The sequence below is a fragment of the Neptunitalea lumnitzerae genome, from assembly GCF_027924185.1.
Lineage (GTDB): Bacteria > Bacteroidota > Bacteroidia > Flavobacteriales > Flavobacteriaceae > Neptunitalea > Neptunitalea lumnitzerae.
Map to the genome: position 1 here is coordinate 598,925 of NZ_BRVO01000002.1, position 20,125 is coordinate 619,049.

Consider the following 20,125-nt stretch of genomic DNA (forward strand, 5'->3'; position numbering starts at 1 on the left):
CTATATATCATAAGTGTAATTTGCCCGTTTCTATATAGTATGTTCCCGCAGGCACAGTTATCTCTATACCTTCATCACTTACCTTATAAAAAAGGTTTAGAGCATCTATTTTCTCTCCATTAATTTTTAATTTTTCTATTTGTTGTGAAGGAACAAGTACCTTAGCAGAGGTGTTTACAGGCACCGTAATTTCCCAGTATAATTTTCCTTTTCGCTTTTGCCAATTACTAGTTACTTTTCCATATACCGATTGGTAAGAAGCCTTCACATAATTTAAATCTATTGAAAAATTAGGTTTCATTTCCAACACCTTAAACCCTGGTTGTATAGTTGAAGATTTAATACCAGCTACATTCTCAAAATACCAAATCAATAAATCTCCTAAAAGCATTACATGGTTTTGAGAATTCATTTTAGGGTTGGCGGTGTTGCCATTCCATAACTCCCAAATGGTAGTTGCTCCATTTTCTGCCATATACCCCCAGCTTGGGTATGTTTTATTAGAAGCCAATGTAAATGCCAAATCAGGTCTACCAAACTCTGAAAGTGTTCTCATTAAAAATTGGGTACCAATTACCCCTGTGCTTATATGACTGTTGTACTTTTGCTCTATCTGATTTGCCATATTTGTAAACACTTGTTGCTCATCTTCTGATGGTACCATTTCAAAAGCTAATGGCAGTATATTAGAAGTAACCGTATTATTACTGTAGGTTTTAGAAGATTCATTAAAGAATTTCTTATGGAATGCTATCTTAATTCGTTTTCTTAAATCAGCGTAATAAGTAACATCTGATAGTTCTCCATTAAGCTGAGCAAAGTCTTGCATAATATCTAACAAATAGAAATAAAATGCACTAGAAATAAGTTCTCCATCTGTTTTTAAAGCTGCATCTTTGGCATGAATCAACTCCAAAGATTCCGGCGGAACGCACCAATCTCCATACTTATCTTTATTCATTAAATCGTTTTTAAGATAATTGGATTCCATGTACAGTATCCATTTCTTCATATACGGATAATGCTTTTTTATTACAGCAGTATCTGCATACTGATGGTACAACATGTTAGCTACAGTTATATATGTACCAGGCCAGGTTACATTGTCTCCATAATACCTCCAAAAAGCAGGTGCTACATCGGGGATACCACCATCTTCGGTTTGGGCATATCTAATATCATCTAACCATTTTGCATAAAGCGTATGATTATTAAAAACAAAACTTTCTCCATAAGCACCTGTGGTACGATCTCCTAACCAAGGTTGTCTCTCATTACGCTGCGGACAATCTACAGGCATTCCTTTATAATTACTACGTATACCCCAGAAAGCATTTTTAAACACTTGGTTCATTATTTCATTAGAACATTCAAATGTTCCTGTAGTTTCTAAGTCGTCATAAACAACCTTGCCTATAAAATCTTCTACAGTAGGTAAATACCTGTAACCTGAAATCTCAACATACCTAAATCCATGATATACAAATCTAGGCTCCCAAACTTCTACTCCACCTCCCTTGAGAATATAGGTATCTGTAACCTCTGCATCTCTTAAATTTTCTCTGTACAAACTTCCGTCCTCTTTTAATGATTCTGAAAATTTAAGTTGAATGCTATCTCCTTCTTGTCCTCTTACTTTTAACTGAAGCCAACCTGCCATGTTTTGCCCCATATCTAAAATATAGGTTCCGTACTTCGTTGTTTTAATATGCTTAGGTTGAACTGAATCTTTAACAGTCATACCCGGTGTCATTTGAGCTTCATAAAATCCACCAGGTTCTTGTACCCATGAAGCATTTATCCAGTCACTATCATTAAACCCTGCGGAACTCCAACCTCTTATTTCTTTTCTAGCGTCGTAAACTTCACCATCGTACTCGTTATTAGAACGAATAGGTCCATCACCAGTAAGCTTCCAACTTTCATCCGTTTTTATGACTTCTGTGGTTCCATCATCGTAAGTAATAACTAATTGCATGGCTAATTTTGGATACCCGAAAGTTTTAATTTTATAAGGTTTATAATCTTGCCTCATGGTAAAAAACCTTCCATTTCCTAAAATGACACCGATTGCATTATTGTCTTTAACTAACTCTTCAGTTACATCCAATACATTATATTTTACATTTTTAGTATAATCAGTTGGTAAAGGAGCCAAAACCTGATTCCCTAGTTTGGCACCATTTATATATAATTCATAAAGTCCCAATCCCATAATATATGCTCTTGCTTGTTTTATGGATTTGTCTACTCTAAATTCCTTTCTAACATATCTAGATGATAGTTTAGAATGCGTTGTAATACTATCCCATTCAAAAGGATGGTCATATCCTATCCATCTGGTAGATTTCCAGTTCGCATAGGTTAAAATACCCATACTCCAATGAGCTGTTTCACTCCACTGGGTTTCGCCTTTATTTGTCCATACCTTAACTTTCCAATATGCATCTTCCTTATCTTTTAAAGGTTTTCCTGCATATTTTACGTGTATTGAATTATCTGAAGCTACCTTTCCTGAATCCCACAAATCTACTTGATTATGATTCAGTTTTTCTTCTGAGCTAGCTACTAGTATTTGATACCCTTCTTGATATACATTGTTTTCAGAAGCAAACAGTTGCCAACTCAATCGCGGATTCAAAACATCTATTCCTAATGGATTATCTAGTATTTCACACTTTAGCGCACGAACTTCTTGAGCTGCTAAAACGTTTGAATTAAAAAACATTAATAGTCCTATTATGTATACTAAAATCCGCATCATTGCCTTATTCTATCACTAAGTGTTCTAATGAATTAGAAGAAGCTACTTCCTCTCCATTCTTAAAAATTCTTAACCCTTTTCCTTTTTGGTATTTATCTCCAGTTTTATCCCAAAGTATGGTTATAGTATTTCCATGGTATAACACATTGTCTAGGCAAAACCAATCCCACGTATTCTCAGGTATTAAAGGATTTACTTCTATCTTACCATCTGCTCTAGGGCGTAAACCTACTAAACCTGTAATGATTAAATCGTTAAAAGTAGAATGGTTGTAGTAACGACTGCGCTCTCTATCGCCCATTAACCAATATCCTGTTGTTTCATCTAGATATTCACCAATGTAAGGTCTACCACGGTAGTATTGAGATTCTACATATTTATTCAATTGTAAAAAATAATCGTCTTTAGTTACCACTTCCTGAGTATAACTGTTAAGTACATTAGCCAAAGCAGTTAAGGTTTGCGAAGTAGCAAACGGCCAAACGGCACCATCCCATTCACACGTACCTGAGCCATGACTTCTAAAAAGCGGACTTCTTCTTTCTGCAGTGGTTAAACCAAATGGAGCATTAAACCCGTTTTCGTCTTTAAATTGTTCCCAAGCCTTCTCATATCCTTTATTCTTTTCGGGTAAGTTAAAGTACCAAGGAATAAAACCTATAGCTTCTCTAACCTGTGCTAAGGTATCTTTCTCTGTAAAGGTCTCAAAAAAGGAATCTTTTGGGTTCCATAGTTTTTCCTCTATTAATTCTTGTAAAGTAGCTGCTTTAGTTTTAAAGTAGTGCTCCTTCACATTATCATCCTTCATCTGAGCCATTTCAGCTAATGCCATAGCATTACCAAACATATAGCTATTAATAGTTGGCCTTGCATTTCTAACTCTCCGTCCACCACTTATAGATTCTTCCATACCATCCTTTACATCGTTTTGCCAAAAAAGTCCATCCTTACGTTGACGATCTCCCTCCCATAAAGCGTATTCTTTTACCAAATCAGGAAACATATCTAGTAAAAAGTCTTTATCATTATCTACCTTATACTTGTTATATAAAGCATATGCATTCCAACTACTGAATTTTCTAAACTTTTTCATAAGTTCACCATCATTTCCCCTATACCAAAGTTGTACATTTTCATTGATGTATACAGGGTTGTGAACCCATCTAAATTCCATAATATGGTGTCCCAAAGCACAACTTATTAAATTGTATTTATCAGCATAACTTCTATCTACTAAAAATTCGGTAATAGCATAACCCTGTGGGGTCTTTTTAATATGCTTGCGTAGGCTCCACCATCTGTAATAATAGATTTCTTCAAAATTTTGTTGAGGACACTCAAATAAAGGAATATTCTTCTCCATCCATACCCAAGCACTATCGTTAGGTATAGCTTCAGCAATATTCTCATCCTCCATGGTATTAAAATAGGTTACATAGTGCTTAAATTCAGAAGCCTGAAGTATCCCTTTGTTAGTTTCTGTTGTATTAGATATTACAGGCTTAGTAGAAGAGCAAGCTCCTAAGGTAATAAACATTAAAATTATAAAAACACTACGTATACTTTTTTTATACTGTACCATACTTATTTTGTTTTAAACATGTATGTTTTACCTGCTTCGGTATTAAAGTCGTATTCTTTGTATTTAGGAAGTTTTAGTTTTTCTATGGTAGCTTTTTCAGAGATTACCGCCTGTTTAACAGGTGCATTAAAGTAAAACATATTACTATTTTCGCCTTTCGCCTTTTTTAATTTAGCTCCATTTGTTGCTATCAATTGCTCCAATAATCTTACTCTACACTTACCGCCTAATTTAGATTGTACCGATAATGATATTAACTTATTATTCTTCCATTCTATATCTATTATAAAACCACCACGAGCTACTAAGCCAGTTATCTTTCCATCTTTCCAAACATCTGGTAGGGCTGGTAATACATGAATGGCTCCATCATGACTTTGCAATAACATTTCAGCTATACCTGCAGTACAGCCAAAATTCCCGTCAATTTGAAAAGGAGGATGTGAATCGAACAAATTAGAATAGGTTCCACCTCCCTTTTTCTTCTCTGATACTAAGCTTAGCTGATTGTTCAATAATTTATAAGCATGATTACCATCTAATAATCTAGCCCATAAACATACTTTCCAGCCCATAGACCATCCAGTAGACGGATCTCCTCTATGTTCCAACGTTTTCTTAACCGACTGAAACAATTCTGGTGTTTTGAAAGGTGATATTTGATGACTTGGATAAATACCATACAGATGCGACACATGACGGTGTTTATCTTCAGGATCATCCCAATCTTCTGCCCATTCTTGTAACTGTCCATATTGTCCTATTTTCATCGGACCTATTTTTTCTCTTGCTTGCTTAAGCTTGTTAGCAAAATCTTGATCTTTATTTAGAATTTCAGTCGCTTTAATCACATTTGAGTATAAATCAAAAACTAATTGATTATCCATAGTAGCCCCAGAAGCTATAGCTGCTTTCCCCGTTTTACCATAATGAGAATGTTCTGGCGAACTAGATGGTACTACAACCATCCAACCTGTATTTGGATCTTCTATCATAAAATCTAGGAAAAACTCAGCTGCTCCTTTCATTACCGGATACATTTCTTCTAAATAAACTTTATCTCCCGTAAATAAATAGCGTTCCCAAGCATCTTGACACAACCAGGCACCTCCTGATGGCCACATACCCGAGGTAGCATAATCTATAGGACCTGTAATTCTCCATATATCAGTATTATGATGAAGTACCCAGCCATTAGCATCATACATTTTTCTGGCTGTTTCTGTTCCTGTTTCACTAACCTCTTTGATTAATTGTATAAAAGGTTCGTGCATTTCAGTAAGGTTAGTAACATCTGCTGGCCAATAATTCATTTCAGCATTGATGTTAGTAGTGTACTTGCTCTCCCATGGTGGTTGTAGCATATCGTTCCAGATTCCTTGTAAGTTGGCAGGTTGACCACCAGGTTGGGAAGAACTTAATAACAAATACCTTCCAAATTGGAAATAAAGCGCAGCTAATTGTGGATCAAATTCTGAAGAAAAGTTAGCAACTCTTTCATCCGTTGGTTTATTGGCTGCTTCTGTAATTCCTAGATTAAAACTCACACGATTAAAAAATTTCTGGTAATACGCAACATGTGCCTTCTTTATAGCCTCAAAATTATTTTTTGAAGCTTTGGTTAAATAGTCTTTACACTTGTTCTCGGCTTCTACCTTATCTTCTAAAGTTTTATAGTTTTTAAAATTGGTAGCAATAGAAATATACAAGGTTACTTCATCTGCTCCAATAATACTTAGGATTCCATTAGAGGATGATACTTTTCCACCTTGATTTACAGCTTTGGTTCTCCCTTGAAATACTACTCGTCCTTTTTGCCCCTCATACGTACTTGTAACTCCTTTCAAAACAATGTTATCGTTCTCAGAATACGCATCCGTTTTATCAAAAGGACTATTCATTAATACATTACATGTTATTTTTGCATTTTGGTCAGCAGACAACTTAACTACAATTACATTGTCCTCAAAAGCTGTTAGTACCTCTCTAGTATACTTCACTCCATCAACCGAGTACGTTACTTTGGAAGTAGCATCAGCTATATTTAATTCCCTATAATAATTCGTATAATTGGCATGTTCAGGAAACGAAATATAAACACTCCCAAAGGTTTGATAAGGCATCCCATTATTAGTTTGCGACATAATATCAGAAGTAGCTAAATCTTGTGCCTCTTTATATTTACCATCAAAAATAAGTTGTCTTACTGTTGGTAGTACCTTTAAAGCTTTGTCGTGTGCATTGCTATTAGGTGAACCAGCCCAAATGGTTTCTTCATTTAGCTGTAACCTTTCCATTTGAGGATTCCCAAAAACCATAGCTCCTAGTCTTCCGTTACCTAAAGGTAGGGCTTCATACCAATTGCTTGCCGGTTTATTATACCATAGTTTTAAATCTGTACTACTTTGGGCACTTCCTAAAATAGTAATAAAAAACAGTAGTGCGGTTTGTAGGTAGATGAGTTGTTTATTCATAGTTTTTTATAGTTTTCTTCACCAAAATATTGGTATAAAATATCAATATCGGTTATAGCGTTTTCAGGTAGATTTTCTTCTTTATTACCAAATACATATAGTGTTTCTTTCGGTTCAACAGTCACAAATGATTCATCTATTTTACCAGAGCTGTTGCTTACCTTTTTTATATCCAATCCTAAATACTTCGCCATAAATGGATACATAGCCATTCTTTTAGAAACTCCATAATCATGACCTTCATTTCCAAAGTGGGCATTTCTAATTTTATCCTTTGCATGATAAAAGCCATAGGTACGTTGTATGAACGGAAATTCTAATTCAGGTACGGTACTAGTCCAATCTCCTCCATCTGAAATAATTAATTGTGGTTTTGGTGCTGCCATGGCGGCTATTTCCGCATTATTGGTTCCATTACCACACAGATGAATTGGTCTTCCACTCTCACAAGGACATCCGCCTGAAAAATGAGAAGAAACCATAACCACCGGAACTGATACGGTTACCCTATCGTCTAATGCCGCGAGAAATAGTGTATGAGAACCTCCTCCTGAGCCACCTGTAACACCTACTCTAGTCATATCTGCTTCTTTTAAAGTAGCTAAGTAATCTAGAAAACGGATTCCATCTAATACCTCTACTACTTGGGCTATACTATTATGATGTGCTTCTACTGGAAATTGTAACTTAGATTCTCCCCAAGCAAACAAATCATAACTTACCACAATAGCTCCCATTTTGGCTAAAACAGCACAACGTATTTGTTCGCTCTCTCGGTAACGTTCATCCTTAAAATGACCATTAGGTGTAAGTATCACAGGAGCTTTCCCTTTTATTTTAGTAGGACGATAAATAGTACCTGCCGTATATACGCCCGGTAAAATCTCCAATCCTATATTTTGAACGGTGTATCCTTTATATTTTCTTATTTTGGAAAGTATAGGTTTGCCAGTTGGCATTGGTGGTGCTTTATCTAAAGCTAAAGAAACCTTCATACATTCCTTCATACTTGATTTACGCTCTTCCCAAGTTTCTTTAGTGTTATACAACCCTTCCAGATACGTAAGACGTTCTAAACCTATGGCTTCTGACCGTCTAGGATATTCAAATTTGCGAATCAGATAAGTTCCGTCTGCTTCCTTAAAAAAAGTTAATCCTAATGGAGCCAACACATTTGTTAAACTCATTTCTAAATTACCTGGTTGAATACGCCAAGTACCATAATCTAACTCTAAATCTCCTAATAATTTTTTCCTATCAGAAATCGTTATATGAAACAGCTCTTCAATTTTATGGAGTGTTTCTTTTACTGAAACTCGGTAATTGGTATCAGATGTTGGTATTTGTGCATTCGAACAAAATACCATCAAAAAGATACTTAGACTAATTATATTTTTAAACAATGTATTCATAGTTTTCATTTACATTCAATTGTGTATACTCCAGAACCCAGTTCAAATTCAGTGTTAGCATTCATTTGCAAAATCAATTTTGATGCTTTAATTTCTTTCCCATTAATGTATGTTTCTCCGGTAACTGGCAATGTAATGGTTGCGGTTGTGTTTGCCGGTATTTCCACGTGGTAAACAAATGCGTCCCCTTCTCTTTTCCAATTTGATACGATGGTACCATAAACTGATTCATAATTGCTATTTACATAACTCATATCGCCTACTATAACTGGTTGAAGGTAAAAATGCTTAAATCCTTGAACATTCTCATCCGGTACTATCCCGCCTAACGATTTAAAAAACCACTCCTGAATTTGTCCCATCATAAAATGATTCCAAGAATTGCCTTTACGGGGGTCCCATTGCTCTGTTAGTGTGGTTAATCCAAATTTAATTTGGAATCCATACCCTGGGGCATCTTCATGATTTTGCATTTGATACATTACATCATTAGCACCATTATTGGCTAATACCTGATACAAATACCTATTACCAACATCTCCTGTTGTTAACCGGTATCCTCGCTTGGTAATGTCTGCCAATAAATTATTCATAACTGCCTCTCTGTTTTCAAGAGCTACCATATCCATAAATAATGGCACAGCATTGCTAAACTGACTACCCGTACCGTACTGTTTGGTTTTTGTGTTGAAAAATTTATTGTTAAAAGCTCTTTTAATTTCTTCTGTTAATTGTGCATACTTTTTTGCATCCACATCCTTATTTAGATGTTTTGCGGCCTTTGCTAATAAATATGTACCATAATAGTAATGACTGGTAGCTGAAAGTGCTATAGGGCTATTTTTGGAATACCCAGCAGGATGATCCCCATAATCATACCAATCACCCAAACCATAGGAAACAATATGTTCATCTGACTTAGAGGTTAAATAGTCTACATATCTTTTCATTACTGGATAGTATTCTTTAATAAGACTATCATCTCCATAATATTCATAATACATCCAAGGCAAAATAATACCTGCTACACCCCACTCCGGTGAATCGGTAAAATCACCACCAAAAACTACATATTCTGGTGCAATGGTAGGAATTAAACCATCTGCATTTTGAGCATCACTAATGTTTTGCATCACATTACGGATATAGGTCTCTAAATGATAGTTATAAAACAATCCAGGTCCATTCAAATGCGTTTCTTCTAACCATCCTAGCTTCTCTCTATGCGGACAATCGGTAAATACACTTTGAAAATTACTTTTAATTGAATTATTAATTAATTCATCTGCCTTATTAAATAACTCATTAGAACAGTTGAAATATCCGGCCCTTCCTGCATTGTTGTATAGAAAGTTAGATTGTATTTCTAATAGGGTTGGCAATTCTGCTTCTATTTCATCTTTATAGTTAATATTTTCTATTTGTAAATACTGATAACCATAGTAAGTAAAACGTGGTTGCCAAGTTTCTATTCCTTCTCCTTTTAAGGTATACTCATAATAATAAGGTTTTCCTGAACGCCCTTGTCTTATGGTACCATCTTCTTTAAGTCCTTCTGCAGGCCATATTCTTATGGTTTGCCCTTTTTTCCCTTTTACTTTAATAGTTGGAAAACCACTAAGGTTTTGCCCCATATTGAAAACGTAAATACTATCATTATACTTTTTGAATTCCTCTACTGGAAATACTTCATTAATTTGAACAGGTGTTGTTTGCTGTGGTTTTACAGAACCTTTTGGTGCTTCTTGAATAACCACATCTTTCCAATCTTTAGCTTTAAATCCTTTTTGATTCCATCCAGGTTGTTCTAATCTAGCATCATAATCTTCGCCCCCAAATAAACTATTAAAAGTAATTGGACTTTTACTGTATTTCCATGAAGTATCAGAAACAATTTCTTGTTCATCTCCATTATCATATACAATCTTCATTTTAAAAAATAAGGTTGGTGGACCAAATGCTACAAAAAACTTAGTATATCTTTCTTCTATGGTATTGTACATTCCATTACCTAAACAAACCCCTATTACGTTTTCGCCTTTGTTTAAATGGTTCACATCTAATTCGTACGTATTGTACAATACGGTTTTATCGTAATCCGTCCAAAGAGGAGCAAATTCACTATTCCCTATTTTTTGCCCATTTAGTGTTAATTCATAATGGCCTAAGCCTGAAACATAAATAACAGCTTCTTTGATGTTACGCTTGGCTTTAAAAGATTTACGAAGGAGTATACTCTGTCTAGCCAGTTCTGCAGTTGAATCTATAATAGCCTGTTTCTTTGTTTTTTTATAGGTAGCTGAATGATAATGTCTGCCTTCCGGTAAATGACTGTCTGCTTTTGTAATAGCACCAATCCAATGAGTATCTTTTTTTAAAATTTCTGGAGCCATTCTAAAAGTGGCAGCTTTACTCCAATCTGTTATTTCACCTTTAGTATTCCACAACTTCACTTTCCAATAATACTTTTTTCCAGATTTTAATGGCTTTCCATCATAAGATACATATAAACTTTTATCGGTTACTACCTTACCACTATCCCACATGTCTCCATGTCCCTTAGCCAAACCTTTTTCAGATGACGCCACCAATATTTGATATGCACTTTGCATTACCTGCTCTTGATTCGACTGCAATTTCCAACCAAAAACCGGATGTAACGTATTTACTGCTAAAGGATTTATTTGAGATTCACAAGTTACTTGTTGTACCGCAAAATCTTCATTTTTAACAGGAGTCAAAAACGTTACTAAAACACAAACTATATAGCCAAAGTATTTCATTCTATAGTTTTCTAGTAGTTAATGATTTAATATTAAACACTGCCTCTTCTATTTCAACACCTGTTTGCGGTAAATCATAATAATCTGGTGTATCTGCTGGCGTATCTGGGGTTGGAAAATGACGCTCTTCTCCGGTTCGGAACATAACTTTTTTAAACCCGTGTACCGGAGCATAAAAAATCATATAAGTTTCTTTACTTCCATTTACACTAACATAAAAAGCTCTCTTACTTACGTCCATACGGATGCTTATTTCATATTCTTTACCAGCTTCATACGTAGTTATATTTCTAAATCTAGCTCCAGCTTTAGCCTTTATCCTACCTTCATTATCAAATACAATTCTTATAGCAGGAGAACCTTTTTCATCTTGAAACTCTACCTGCATCATTCCATGATTATTTTGTTCTGGTAAAACGGTAAACGTAGTCTCCATTTTTTCTGCATAAGGCACTATTCTTTCTGCCCTCGCATAATCAAACAAATCATGGTCTCGTAAGGTTAACCAAGTGCTATTATATTTCTTTTCAATACCCACTGATGCCCAAGCAAGATTATAGTAATTCCAAAAATCTAATTCATGCCCAGCAGGTAATTGGCTAAACACATCATTCACATCTTCGTTTACGTCACTTGTTACCGGGACAGGAACAGAGGCTACCCAAATATCTTCCTTATTTACACTATAACTTACCCATAATTTACCATCAGGTGGAGTACCATTTCCTTCTACAATACCTCGTACGTATTGTGGTCCATAAGATTTGTAATTTCCCCCATAACGCATAGGTGTAATTTCACCATGCACTAATAAAAGATTGTCATAAACTAAGCCATCATCACTGGTAGAAATAGCTAAAGGCCATCTGAATTCTGACGGATTATATACAGTAGCATACTTTTCATCTGAAGTTTTTTGGCCCCATATTTTTGCATTGCTATTTACAAAACCTGGAGCACGCATTGGATGATATTCCCAAGTTTTTCCCTCATCTTTACTTATTGAAGTAAGTGCATGCTTCCATAAACCCACTACATCACCATTAGGTAAATGATAATAACTAAATGCTTTAAATTGCTTTTTTAGTGGAATTAAAGGGTCATCTCTATCTGCTTCTTCTACCCATTGTTGCATCATTAAAGGGGTTGCCAATAATTCTTCACAAGCCTTTTTAAAGCTTCTATCTTTACTTTTTTCAAAAAATGGATAGGCAGATTTAGACTTATCCCAACTTTTATTAAATCTGATAAAATAAACCGGTCCAAAAGTTCCATCTTTATAAATTTCACGAACTACACGCCCAATGCCTTTCCCATCGTTGGGATCATCTTTCTTATCCATGGCAATACCATAGTAGGCCAACGTTAACAACCTTCCCTCCGATGAAACAAAAAATCCCATACGTTGGTGCATTACTGCATCTAAGTTTTTAGATTCACCCTCAACATCTTCTTTTTTCCATCCATCAGGGATATGATACATTGGAAATAGCACCTGTGGCTTACTCCAATTTTCACCATCCTTTGATGTTACAAGAAAAGTTTGTCCGGGAGGTATATGTTCTCCTACCGGATTACTTAAATATTGTAAATAAAAAGTACCATTCCAATATGCCATATTAGGTGCGTGATTATAGGTCCACCCAAACCCATCCGCCTTTTCCGGGTGTTCTCTACTCGCACGCATTACCTGCGTTGCATGTACCCCCACAGCAGGAGTTAACTGACCGTGATGATAATTAATGTTAGATAAGGTGTTACCTATGTAATGTACTGTATCTTGCGCATTTACAATACCAGTTACAAATACTGCGATGGCAAGAAAACTAACTGATATATATCTTGATATGTTTTTACCTTTAATCATTATTTATGTTCTTTTTCTAATACCCCTTGAAGGATTGATTTATCAATTGTTGTAATGGTACCATGCTTATGTCCTTTCGGTAATTGAATGGAATCACTTACATCTCTAAACTCTTTAAAATTTTGAGTAGCAACTGCTTTGTAATTTTTAGCCCCATAATTATCGTAATAAATTAACCACTCTTCATTTGTAAATACTACTGTTGGCCCCTCTGAAAGAAAATCTGTAAAGGGTTCACTGATATTTTTATATGGTCCTAAAGGATTATTAGCAAAGGCTACTTTCAAATTCCTCATTGGGCGCGTATTGTCTTTTAATACCAATACATAATCATTCTTTGCTCTCTTTACAATTACAGCATCAATAACACTAAATCCAGGATCTAAAAACAATTTGGTTTCAGTAAATGTTATAAAATCTTTAGTGGTGGTGTAGTACATCCTATGATTGTTCTTTTCTTCCTCCTCTCCTTTTTCAAAACGATTAGGAATAGTAGAAGCCCAAATAATAATAAACCTATCTGCTTCGTCATCATAAAACAACTCGGGAGCCCATACATTTACTACTTCTGGTTCATGTTCCATTACAGGAATGTACTTCTCTGTTGACCAATGCACTAAATCTTTAGAATTGGCGTAACCAAAACCATTACCACCTCTCCATTCTGTAGTCCAAACTAAATGATAAGTACCATTTTTATCTCTTGTTATAGATGGGTCTCTCATAATACTATCATTTCCTATAGTTGGCTTTAAAAATGGTCCGTCTAAATCTTTCCAATGATAACCATCTTCACTATAAGTCAACATCAGACCCTCGGTAGCAGGTTCCCGAAAAGATGTAAATAAATACAGTTCTTGTTCATCAGATTTACAAGAACATAAAACGAAGAATACCACTATATATAAAAGCTTGTAGTGCATTAATTATGATTTTGAGGTTAGTATTAACACCCAATCATTACCTTCTTCTTTGCCGCCTTCAGGAGTAAATTTTTGTATACCATTTTTCTTAAAAGAACCTATAGCTGTTTTCTCTCCATTTCTTGGATTAAACCAACTAGCTTCTATTTCAGTTCCTAATACTTTATCTAAATTTACTTGAAACGGTCTTCCAGAATAATCATAAAACATAGTGTATCCTTTCCCCTTAATAGCTGGTATATACGCATGCTTTATACCCTGATCTACTACTAAGGTAGTGTCTGGTTCTCCAGACTCAAACGGATAATCCAACATTAATTCCTTTAAGTAATACATTTGATTTGCTCCTTCTTCAGTAAGCGCATCTTTCCAATACAATTTATTCCCATAAGCTCCTGTCTTTTCGTCTTTAGATTGCATCTGCATTACAGCACTATGTCCATAAGTATAACCAGCTGCACCAGCAAAAACCGACCAATACCCATATCGCCTAACATCTTTTGCTTTCCAAAAGGGTTGTAAGGTATCATGTAAACCTTGGGGTATCCCTTCGTAAGAGGGCTCTCCATCCAGTGTAGGCTTAAATGGTTCCTTATAAAAATCGGTTAAAATATATTTCCAATTATCCTCCCCATAAGATCGTTCTGAATCATCCTGATCATATCTCCTATGTCCAGATTGTATCATATTAAAATCTAGCCAATCTTCATTATGAAACCAATCTGAAGACTGCATTCTCCCTCTAGGATGAAATGTAATTAATTTATCGGGGTTCTCTTTTTTCAACGTAATTCCTATGGTATTCCAAACATCTGTAAACTCATTACCAAAGGTATCTCCTCCATTCAGCCAGATTACATTCTTAAAACTCTTGTAACGATTGGCTAAAAATTTGGCGTATGAAGCAGCTTGCTCAACCGATACTTTGCCACTTTTTACATTGTTACCCCATACTGGTACCATGGCCATATACATCCCTTTCTCTTCGGCAGTTTTAACTGCAAAATCTACATGATCCCAAAAATCATATGCTTCTTCTTCTTCTGAAAAAGTAGCACCAGGTGTTGTCATAGGTTTTGCAACGTTTTGGTTTACTAGGGCAGAATCTCCATAAATATTTACAGCCGATAAGGTATGCAAAGTCATTACTTGTATTACATTAAATCCCTGTGCTTTACGCTTATCAAAATAAGCTACTATTTCTTCTCGTGTAAGCTTAGAAAACATTAACCAAGCAGTATCTCCTAACCAAAAGAATGGTTTATCATCATTAGTAGTAAAGTAATGATGATTTTCAGCTATTTTTAATGGTGATATTTTTGTATCAACTGTTTTATCTGCTGTTACTTCTTCTTTTTTATTAATGTCTGTTGAACACGCTGTTAATAGAAGCATCAGACTTAATAGTAAGAAAGATGGTATTATATTTTTCATAGCAGGTTGTTATTTTTTAATTATAAAAATTACATTTTGTGTAAAAGAAAGTTTGGTTGTACTTCCTCCTTTAAGGATTTCCCCTTTGGTTACTTCTCCTGTTTTTTCGTTGATATAGTATACCCTATATTTTCCTTTATAATTGGCTAGGTTAACACTAGTTTCTTTAGCTCCGTTACTATATAGTAACTGACTACTTCCTATATTTACCAATTTCCATACAGCGTCTTTAAAAGAGGTTTCTGTAACAAAATTCATTTTGGAAAGTTCCGTATTAAACATGGGTAAAGTAACTACAGGAATGTTAGGCAACGACCCCTGAGCCATTAATACTGCCCAACCAAATCTTGGTGCTCCATAAGTAGAATATAGTATCATTTTTTCAGGATATTTCTCTCTATATTCTCGTACAGCTCTATAAACCTGTTCAGCTGTTTCTTTACCAGTTTTCATTTTACGAGCATGTTGTCTCGGTGCTAAATTAACACCCCCAGCCGGAGCGTACGCTGTTCCATCTTCTTTGTAATACCAATATCTAATATCAATAAGATCTACGGTCTGCGCTCTTTCTTCATCTGCAAGTATGGCATCCTGAACATCTTTAGTGGCACTTAATCCTATAAGTTGCTTTGTATTATTTTCTTTTTTCCATTCCTTGGCTACATCTAACCAAAATTGCAGAAAATGTAACGGCCCGGTATACTCTGCACTAGTTAGTTGTATGACATTACTGTTACCCTTAAAAACATCAAAAGAATGTTCTATATATTTTTTATGTAACTCTTTACGATGCACATTGGTAATGTCATAAAACTGTTCCGCCATAAAAATTCTTTTATCACCAGCATACGGAGGTGGTTCAGGAAAACCTGTCTGATTTATATTATTAGCGGAACGCCACGGAGAACTAGACCAATGCGCCCCTGCCTCTAATATATTATGCTGAAAATACTGCTGATGAACCAATAACTGACCTTCTTTTTCAGCTTCATCCGCATATTGCTGCAACCTGTCCCAATACCAAGTATTGTACTTAGTAAGATCATATTTACTTAAATGATCCCAAGCTACTTCTTTACCACTTCTAGCAAATGGTTGCTCGTAGAACGGAGCCCAAACATCGGCATCAATTCTTCTAACACGCTCATGGTCATCCATTCTTCGGTCATACCACAAACCATAATTATGCTCTAATGCTACCATATTGTTTGCTTTTAACCAAGCTACGGTTTCCTCTATATTATCTGTAAGCCCTATTCCTCTTCTTTTTGGAACAAAACGGGTAACATGAGGTGTAGATTTACTAACATCATCTTCTCTTAAACTACCACGCCACCACATAATACCAAAACTTTTCCCCATGATAAGCTTGCTATTATACGTTAGCCTTCCATTGGTTTGATTAATAGTTAAACCTATTTCACCGTCTTTAGAGCTACTACCATTCTTTAATTTTATCTGGTCTACTGACTTAATACCTGCTTTATCAATGTCTATTTTATTAATTTTAGATACTTCAACTATCCATTCAGGTAAACTCTGTAATTCATTAACAGCTAAACCAGTAAGCTCTTCCGCTCGTTCTAAGGTAGGACTAGATGATGGCTCTGAACCTATACTTTGTAAATAAGGTTTTACAGGAAGTGTATTTAAACGTTTTTCCAGTAGCGCATAAAATAAACTTCTAGGGTTTATATGTCCATTCACATCTTTCCAGTGACCATTACCCGCAAACTGACCCCAAACACCAAATGCCCAATTTTGTGAAGTTGGAGGACTATAACACTCTATTTTAGAAGCAGAACTCTCCCAAAATACACTGTTAGCTGCCGTCCACCCCGCACCACGACCAGATTGCTCTCTATTGTGGTAAGACAATGCTCCACCATCTATATACGCTATGTCAAATAATACTCCATTTGCCCAACTACCTATTGCTCCACTATTGCTATAAGGTAAATGAGATTCGCATTGTAAAAACACATTAGGTCCCGTAGTACCAAAACCACCTACTGCAAAATCATTGTAACCAAATTCAGAGTAACAACGTTGAAATAATGTTTGCTGACCCTCTGTGTAGAATGTTTGTCTTCTAAAGGCTGCTATTTCAGAAATAGGTTCTGTAGCTATACAATCTTCCACCGTTATTTGTTGAGTAGATTTTAGAAGAGCCACAGCCCCGCCTGCAAAATGTTTAAAATGAACTTGTCTAACCCAAGCATTTTTTACATTTTCCATACCTATGGCTTGCCATCTGTGTTCTTCATCTTTCTTATTTTCAGAATCGAACGTAGAATCCATCAAAAGGTTTTCAATTCCTACCTGTTCAATTCTACCATTCCAAGTCATTAAATTAACGGTACTTTTTCCAAAAGTTTCATCTAATACCTCAGTTAAAGGAGCATTAAAACTAATAGTGTTTCCTGAAATTTCAGAAATGGTTCTATACCACTCCATATTCCAATTGCCCTCTTTCCAGCCAATCCAGTCTGTTTCACCTCCAAATGCTTCCATCTTCAGTTGCTTAATCCATGCTTTGGTTAACGGACGCATTATTCTTATTTCAGATCCAACGGTAAAATCTTTAGTATTTTCTACCATTATCTTAGTAGCGCCTAAAGGTGTATACCCATTGGTAACATCTTTCTTATCTCCAAATTTTATATCATTGGTACCCAAAACTCTAATTACAGCTTCTCTTTTGACACCTGTACCTAGTAACGTTGTACCATTTGTTTGTGTTCCGCTACCTCTTAAAACTATACCAGACGTTTTAATGTACAAGGTTCCACTAACTTTAAAAATACCCCTATCTAATAGTATGGCACCTCTAAACCCAGAAGCATCTGGTTTTAGACCACCTACATAATCTATAGCCTTTTGTATCGTTTCCGTAGCATCTCCCTCCATTGAAGGAACAAAAATTTGTGCTGGTATAAACGGTATTGATTGTTCTGAAGCCTCATAGCCTGCATAAGAGAAATCTGGAATTGTATTTCCTAAACTATCAGCAACCATAATTATTCCGCTAGCTTCTCTAAGAATATCAGGGTATTGTTGAGCATTCATATACGTAGCAAAAAGTATACTCATTAAGCTCCAAACTATATTATATTTTTTTACAACTGAATACATTCTAATATTGGAATTATCTTTATTTATTATTGCAATAAACGACCCCCTGAAATTTTGCTTAAGGTATCTACATTATTAGTCATGTTTGTCCAATCTATTCTATCTGTCGGATCTATACCATTAAAGTATTTCTCTATATTGGTATATCCATCTCCATTTAAATCTTTATTAGCATCAGACGAATCATAAGGGTTTAATCCATATTTTTTCTCCCATCTATCAGGTATTCCATCATTATCAGAATCTTTATAAGGTTTTCCCTTATAATCAGGATAACCACCTACCTGTTCAGGACTTACAATAATTCCCTTTTTATAAGCATCAACAGGCAATCTTCTGTGGATAAATTCACCTCCAATAGTCATCTCCATACCATCTTTGGTATCAATTTTTCCAGTTTTAACCTGCTTTATAATTCTTTCGTCTACTTCATCTCTCTTAGGAACGTTGGCTCCCACGTTTTCCAAAACAAAACTGTAAGCCTCATTGGCTTCCATAATTGTCAAATAAGGCATTGTAAAAGGTTTTTCCTGCTTTATATAGTCAAAATAGGACTTAGCTTCTTCTAAGGACATACTTTCTAATTGCACTCCTCCGTTCCAGTTATCCGCGGTGACTTCCGGAGCACCTTCTACATAGTTACCGGACACATACGCTCTTCCAAATCTTTTAGGTTTTAACCACCCCATTTCAGGTTTAAGAATTCTATAACGTATGGGCTTATCTGTTGGAGTTATAGGTCCTGGTTTAAAATAGTTATTTATAATATTAAACATAGAGCGGAAGTCTCCACCATCCAATGAGCGGTTCCACCAATTGAACAAAACATTGTTCACAAAGTTGAAATCTCCATACATTCCTATAGATGGATTTCTAGAAATATTATCGGCCCATAGGTTTCTTATAAAAGTACTATTTAAACCTCCTATAGTACTACCAAAAGCATGGTTATAGGTATCTAAGCCTTCTGAGGAAATGGTATTTTGAATGGTAATATTTGCTGTTGGAAGTTTCTGTACTGGAGTTTTCTCATTCGGTGAAAACATATTTCTGTACATCGACATGTTTTCATCTAATCCCCAACTAACAGAACAATGATCTATGATAATATTTCCCATTGGGTCTCCACCCAAAGCATCATCTCTTCTAGTAACATCTGTTGCACCTCTTCTAAAACGCATATGTCTAATAATAACATCATGAGTATCAATTTTAAAAGATTCTCCGGCAACACAAATACCATCACCAGGAGCAGTTTGTCCAGCAATGGTAACATAAGGAGCTCTAATACTAATAGGATTTTCTAATTGAATAATGCCAGCTACATTAAATACAATGGTTCTAGCACCTACTGCTTCACAGGCCTCTCTTAGAGTACCTTTACCACTATCTGCTAAACTAGTAACTACAAAAATTTTACCTCCACGTCCGCCAGGAGTAAAAGCCCCTCCACCTTCGGCTCCAGGAAATGCCGGTATATCGGCCTTTATAAAATCGTTAGGATATGAAGCCCAGGGTAAATAAGGACGACCATGTTTTCCTTCTTCTTCAATTATAGCATAATTTTCTTCCCATATTTTTTGCAATCTCTCTTCTTCTTTAGCCATACGAGCATCTGTTTTATCCTGTAACTCTTTAGGAATTTCAGGATACTGAGCAAATCCTTTTGCTAAAGTCAAAAACAAAAAAAATAAAACTGTGTATTTTAAGTGGTAACGGGTGCGGGTGGTAATCATTTTTGTTAGTTAGTT

General features: G+C 35.4%; 10 protein-coding genes. All 10 read right to left on the reverse strand.

Features of this window, described 5'->3' with window-relative positions; genetic code table 11:
* Nucleotides 1-7: 7 nt before the first annotated feature.
* Nucleotides 8-2,728: an alpha-L-rhamnosidase gene (locus tag Y10_RS09965; protein WP_281765235.1), complete on the reverse strand. Its 2,721-nt coding sequence runs from the start codon at nucleotides 2,726-2,728 to the stop codon at nucleotides 8-10.
* Between the two features lie 40 nt (nucleotides 2,729-2,768).
* Complete coding sequence (locus tag Y10_RS09970) at nucleotides 2,769-4,346, reverse strand: MGH1-like glycoside hydrolase domain-containing protein (protein WP_281765236.1); 1,578 nt, start codon at nucleotides 4,344-4,346, stop codon at nucleotides 2,769-2,771.
* Between the two features lie 2 nt (nucleotides 4,347-4,348).
* Nucleotides 4,349-6,820: a glycoside hydrolase family 95 protein gene (locus Y10_RS09975; protein ID WP_281765237.1), complete on the reverse strand. Its 2,472-nt coding sequence runs from the start codon at nucleotides 6,818-6,820 to the stop codon at nucleotides 4,349-4,351.
* Nucleotides 6,817-8,187, reverse strand: a complete 1,371-nt coding sequence (locus Y10_RS09980; protein WP_281765238.1) for a CocE/NonD family hydrolase — start codon at nucleotides 8,185-8,187, stop codon at nucleotides 6,817-6,819. The genes Y10_RS09975 and Y10_RS09980 overlap by 4 nt, the downstream gene beginning before the upstream one ends.
* Nucleotides 8,188-8,237: 50 nt before the next feature.
* Entirely contained in the window at nucleotides 8,238-11,015 is a 2,778-nt protein-coding gene (locus tag Y10_RS09985; RefSeq protein ID WP_281765239.1) for a glycoside hydrolase family 78 protein, read from the reverse strand.
* Nucleotide 11,016: 1 nt separating this feature from the next.
* Nucleotides 11,017-12,882, reverse strand: a complete 1,866-nt coding sequence (locus Y10_RS09990) for a glycoside hydrolase family protein (protein WP_281765240.1) — start codon at nucleotides 12,880-12,882, stop codon at nucleotides 11,017-11,019.
* A complete protein-coding gene (locus Y10_RS09995; RefSeq protein WP_281765241.1) occupies nucleotides 12,882-13,805 on the reverse strand; it encodes a glycoside hydrolase family 43 protein in 924 nt (307 codons plus the stop codon). The genes Y10_RS09990 and Y10_RS09995 overlap by 1 nt, the downstream gene beginning before the upstream one ends.
* 3 nt (nucleotides 13,806-13,808) lie before the next feature.
* Complete coding sequence (locus Y10_RS10000; RefSeq protein ID WP_281765242.1) at nucleotides 13,809-15,239, reverse strand: glycoside hydrolase family 140 protein; 1,431 nt, start codon at nucleotides 15,237-15,239, stop codon at nucleotides 13,809-13,811.
* 9 nt (nucleotides 15,240-15,248) lie between these two features.
* Nucleotides 15,249-18,332 (reverse strand): DUF6298 domain-containing protein, encoded by a 3,084-nt coding sequence (locus Y10_RS10005; protein ID WP_281765243.1) that lies wholly within the window; start codon nucleotides 18,330-18,332, stop codon nucleotides 15,249-15,251.
* A 68-nt stretch (nucleotides 18,333-18,400) separates the two neighbouring features.
* Nucleotides 18,401-20,110 (reverse strand): polysaccharide lyase, encoded by a 1,710-nt coding sequence (locus Y10_RS10010; RefSeq protein ID WP_281765244.1) that lies wholly within the window; start codon nucleotides 20,108-20,110, stop codon nucleotides 18,401-18,403.
* Nucleotides 20,111-20,125: the final 15 nt, after the last annotated feature.

Excerpts from the sequence above, each read along its gene's own strand:
- Y10_RS09965 (WP_281765235.1), bottom strand. The coding sequence starts at position 2,728 with ATGTTTTTTAATTCAAACGTTTTAGCAGCTCAAGAAGTTCGTGCGCTA.
- Y10_RS09970 (WP_281765236.1), bottom strand. The coding sequence starts at position 4,346 with ATGGTACAGTATAAAAAAAGTATACGTAGTGTTTTTATAATTTTAATG.
- Y10_RS09975 (WP_281765237.1), bottom strand. The coding sequence starts at position 6,820 with ATGAATAAACAACTCATCTACCTACAAACCGCACTACTGTTTTTTATT.
- Y10_RS09980 (WP_281765238.1), bottom strand. The coding sequence starts at position 8,187 with ATGGTATTTTGTTCGAATGCACAAATACCAACATCTGATACCAATTAC.
- Y10_RS09985 (WP_281765239.1), bottom strand. The coding sequence starts at position 11,015 with ATGAAATACTTTGGCTATATAGTTTGTGTTTTAGTAACGTTTTTGACT.
- Y10_RS09990 (WP_281765240.1), bottom strand. The coding sequence starts at position 12,882 with ATGATTAAAGGTAAAAACATATCAAGATATATATCAGTTAGTTTTCTT.
- Y10_RS09995 (WP_281765241.1), bottom strand. The coding sequence starts at position 13,805 with ATGCACTACAAGCTTTTATATATAGTGGTATTCTTCGTTTTATGTTCT.
- Y10_RS10000 (WP_281765242.1), bottom strand. The coding sequence starts at position 15,239 with ATGAAAAATATAATACCATCTTTCTTACTATTAAGTCTGATGCTTCTA.
- Y10_RS10005 (WP_281765243.1), bottom strand. The coding sequence starts at position 18,332 with ATGAGTATACTTTTTGCTACGTATATGAATGCTCAACAATACCCTGAT.
- Y10_RS10010 (WP_281765244.1), bottom strand. The coding sequence starts at position 20,110 with ATGATTACCACCCGCACCCGTTACCACTTAAAATACACAGTTTTATTT.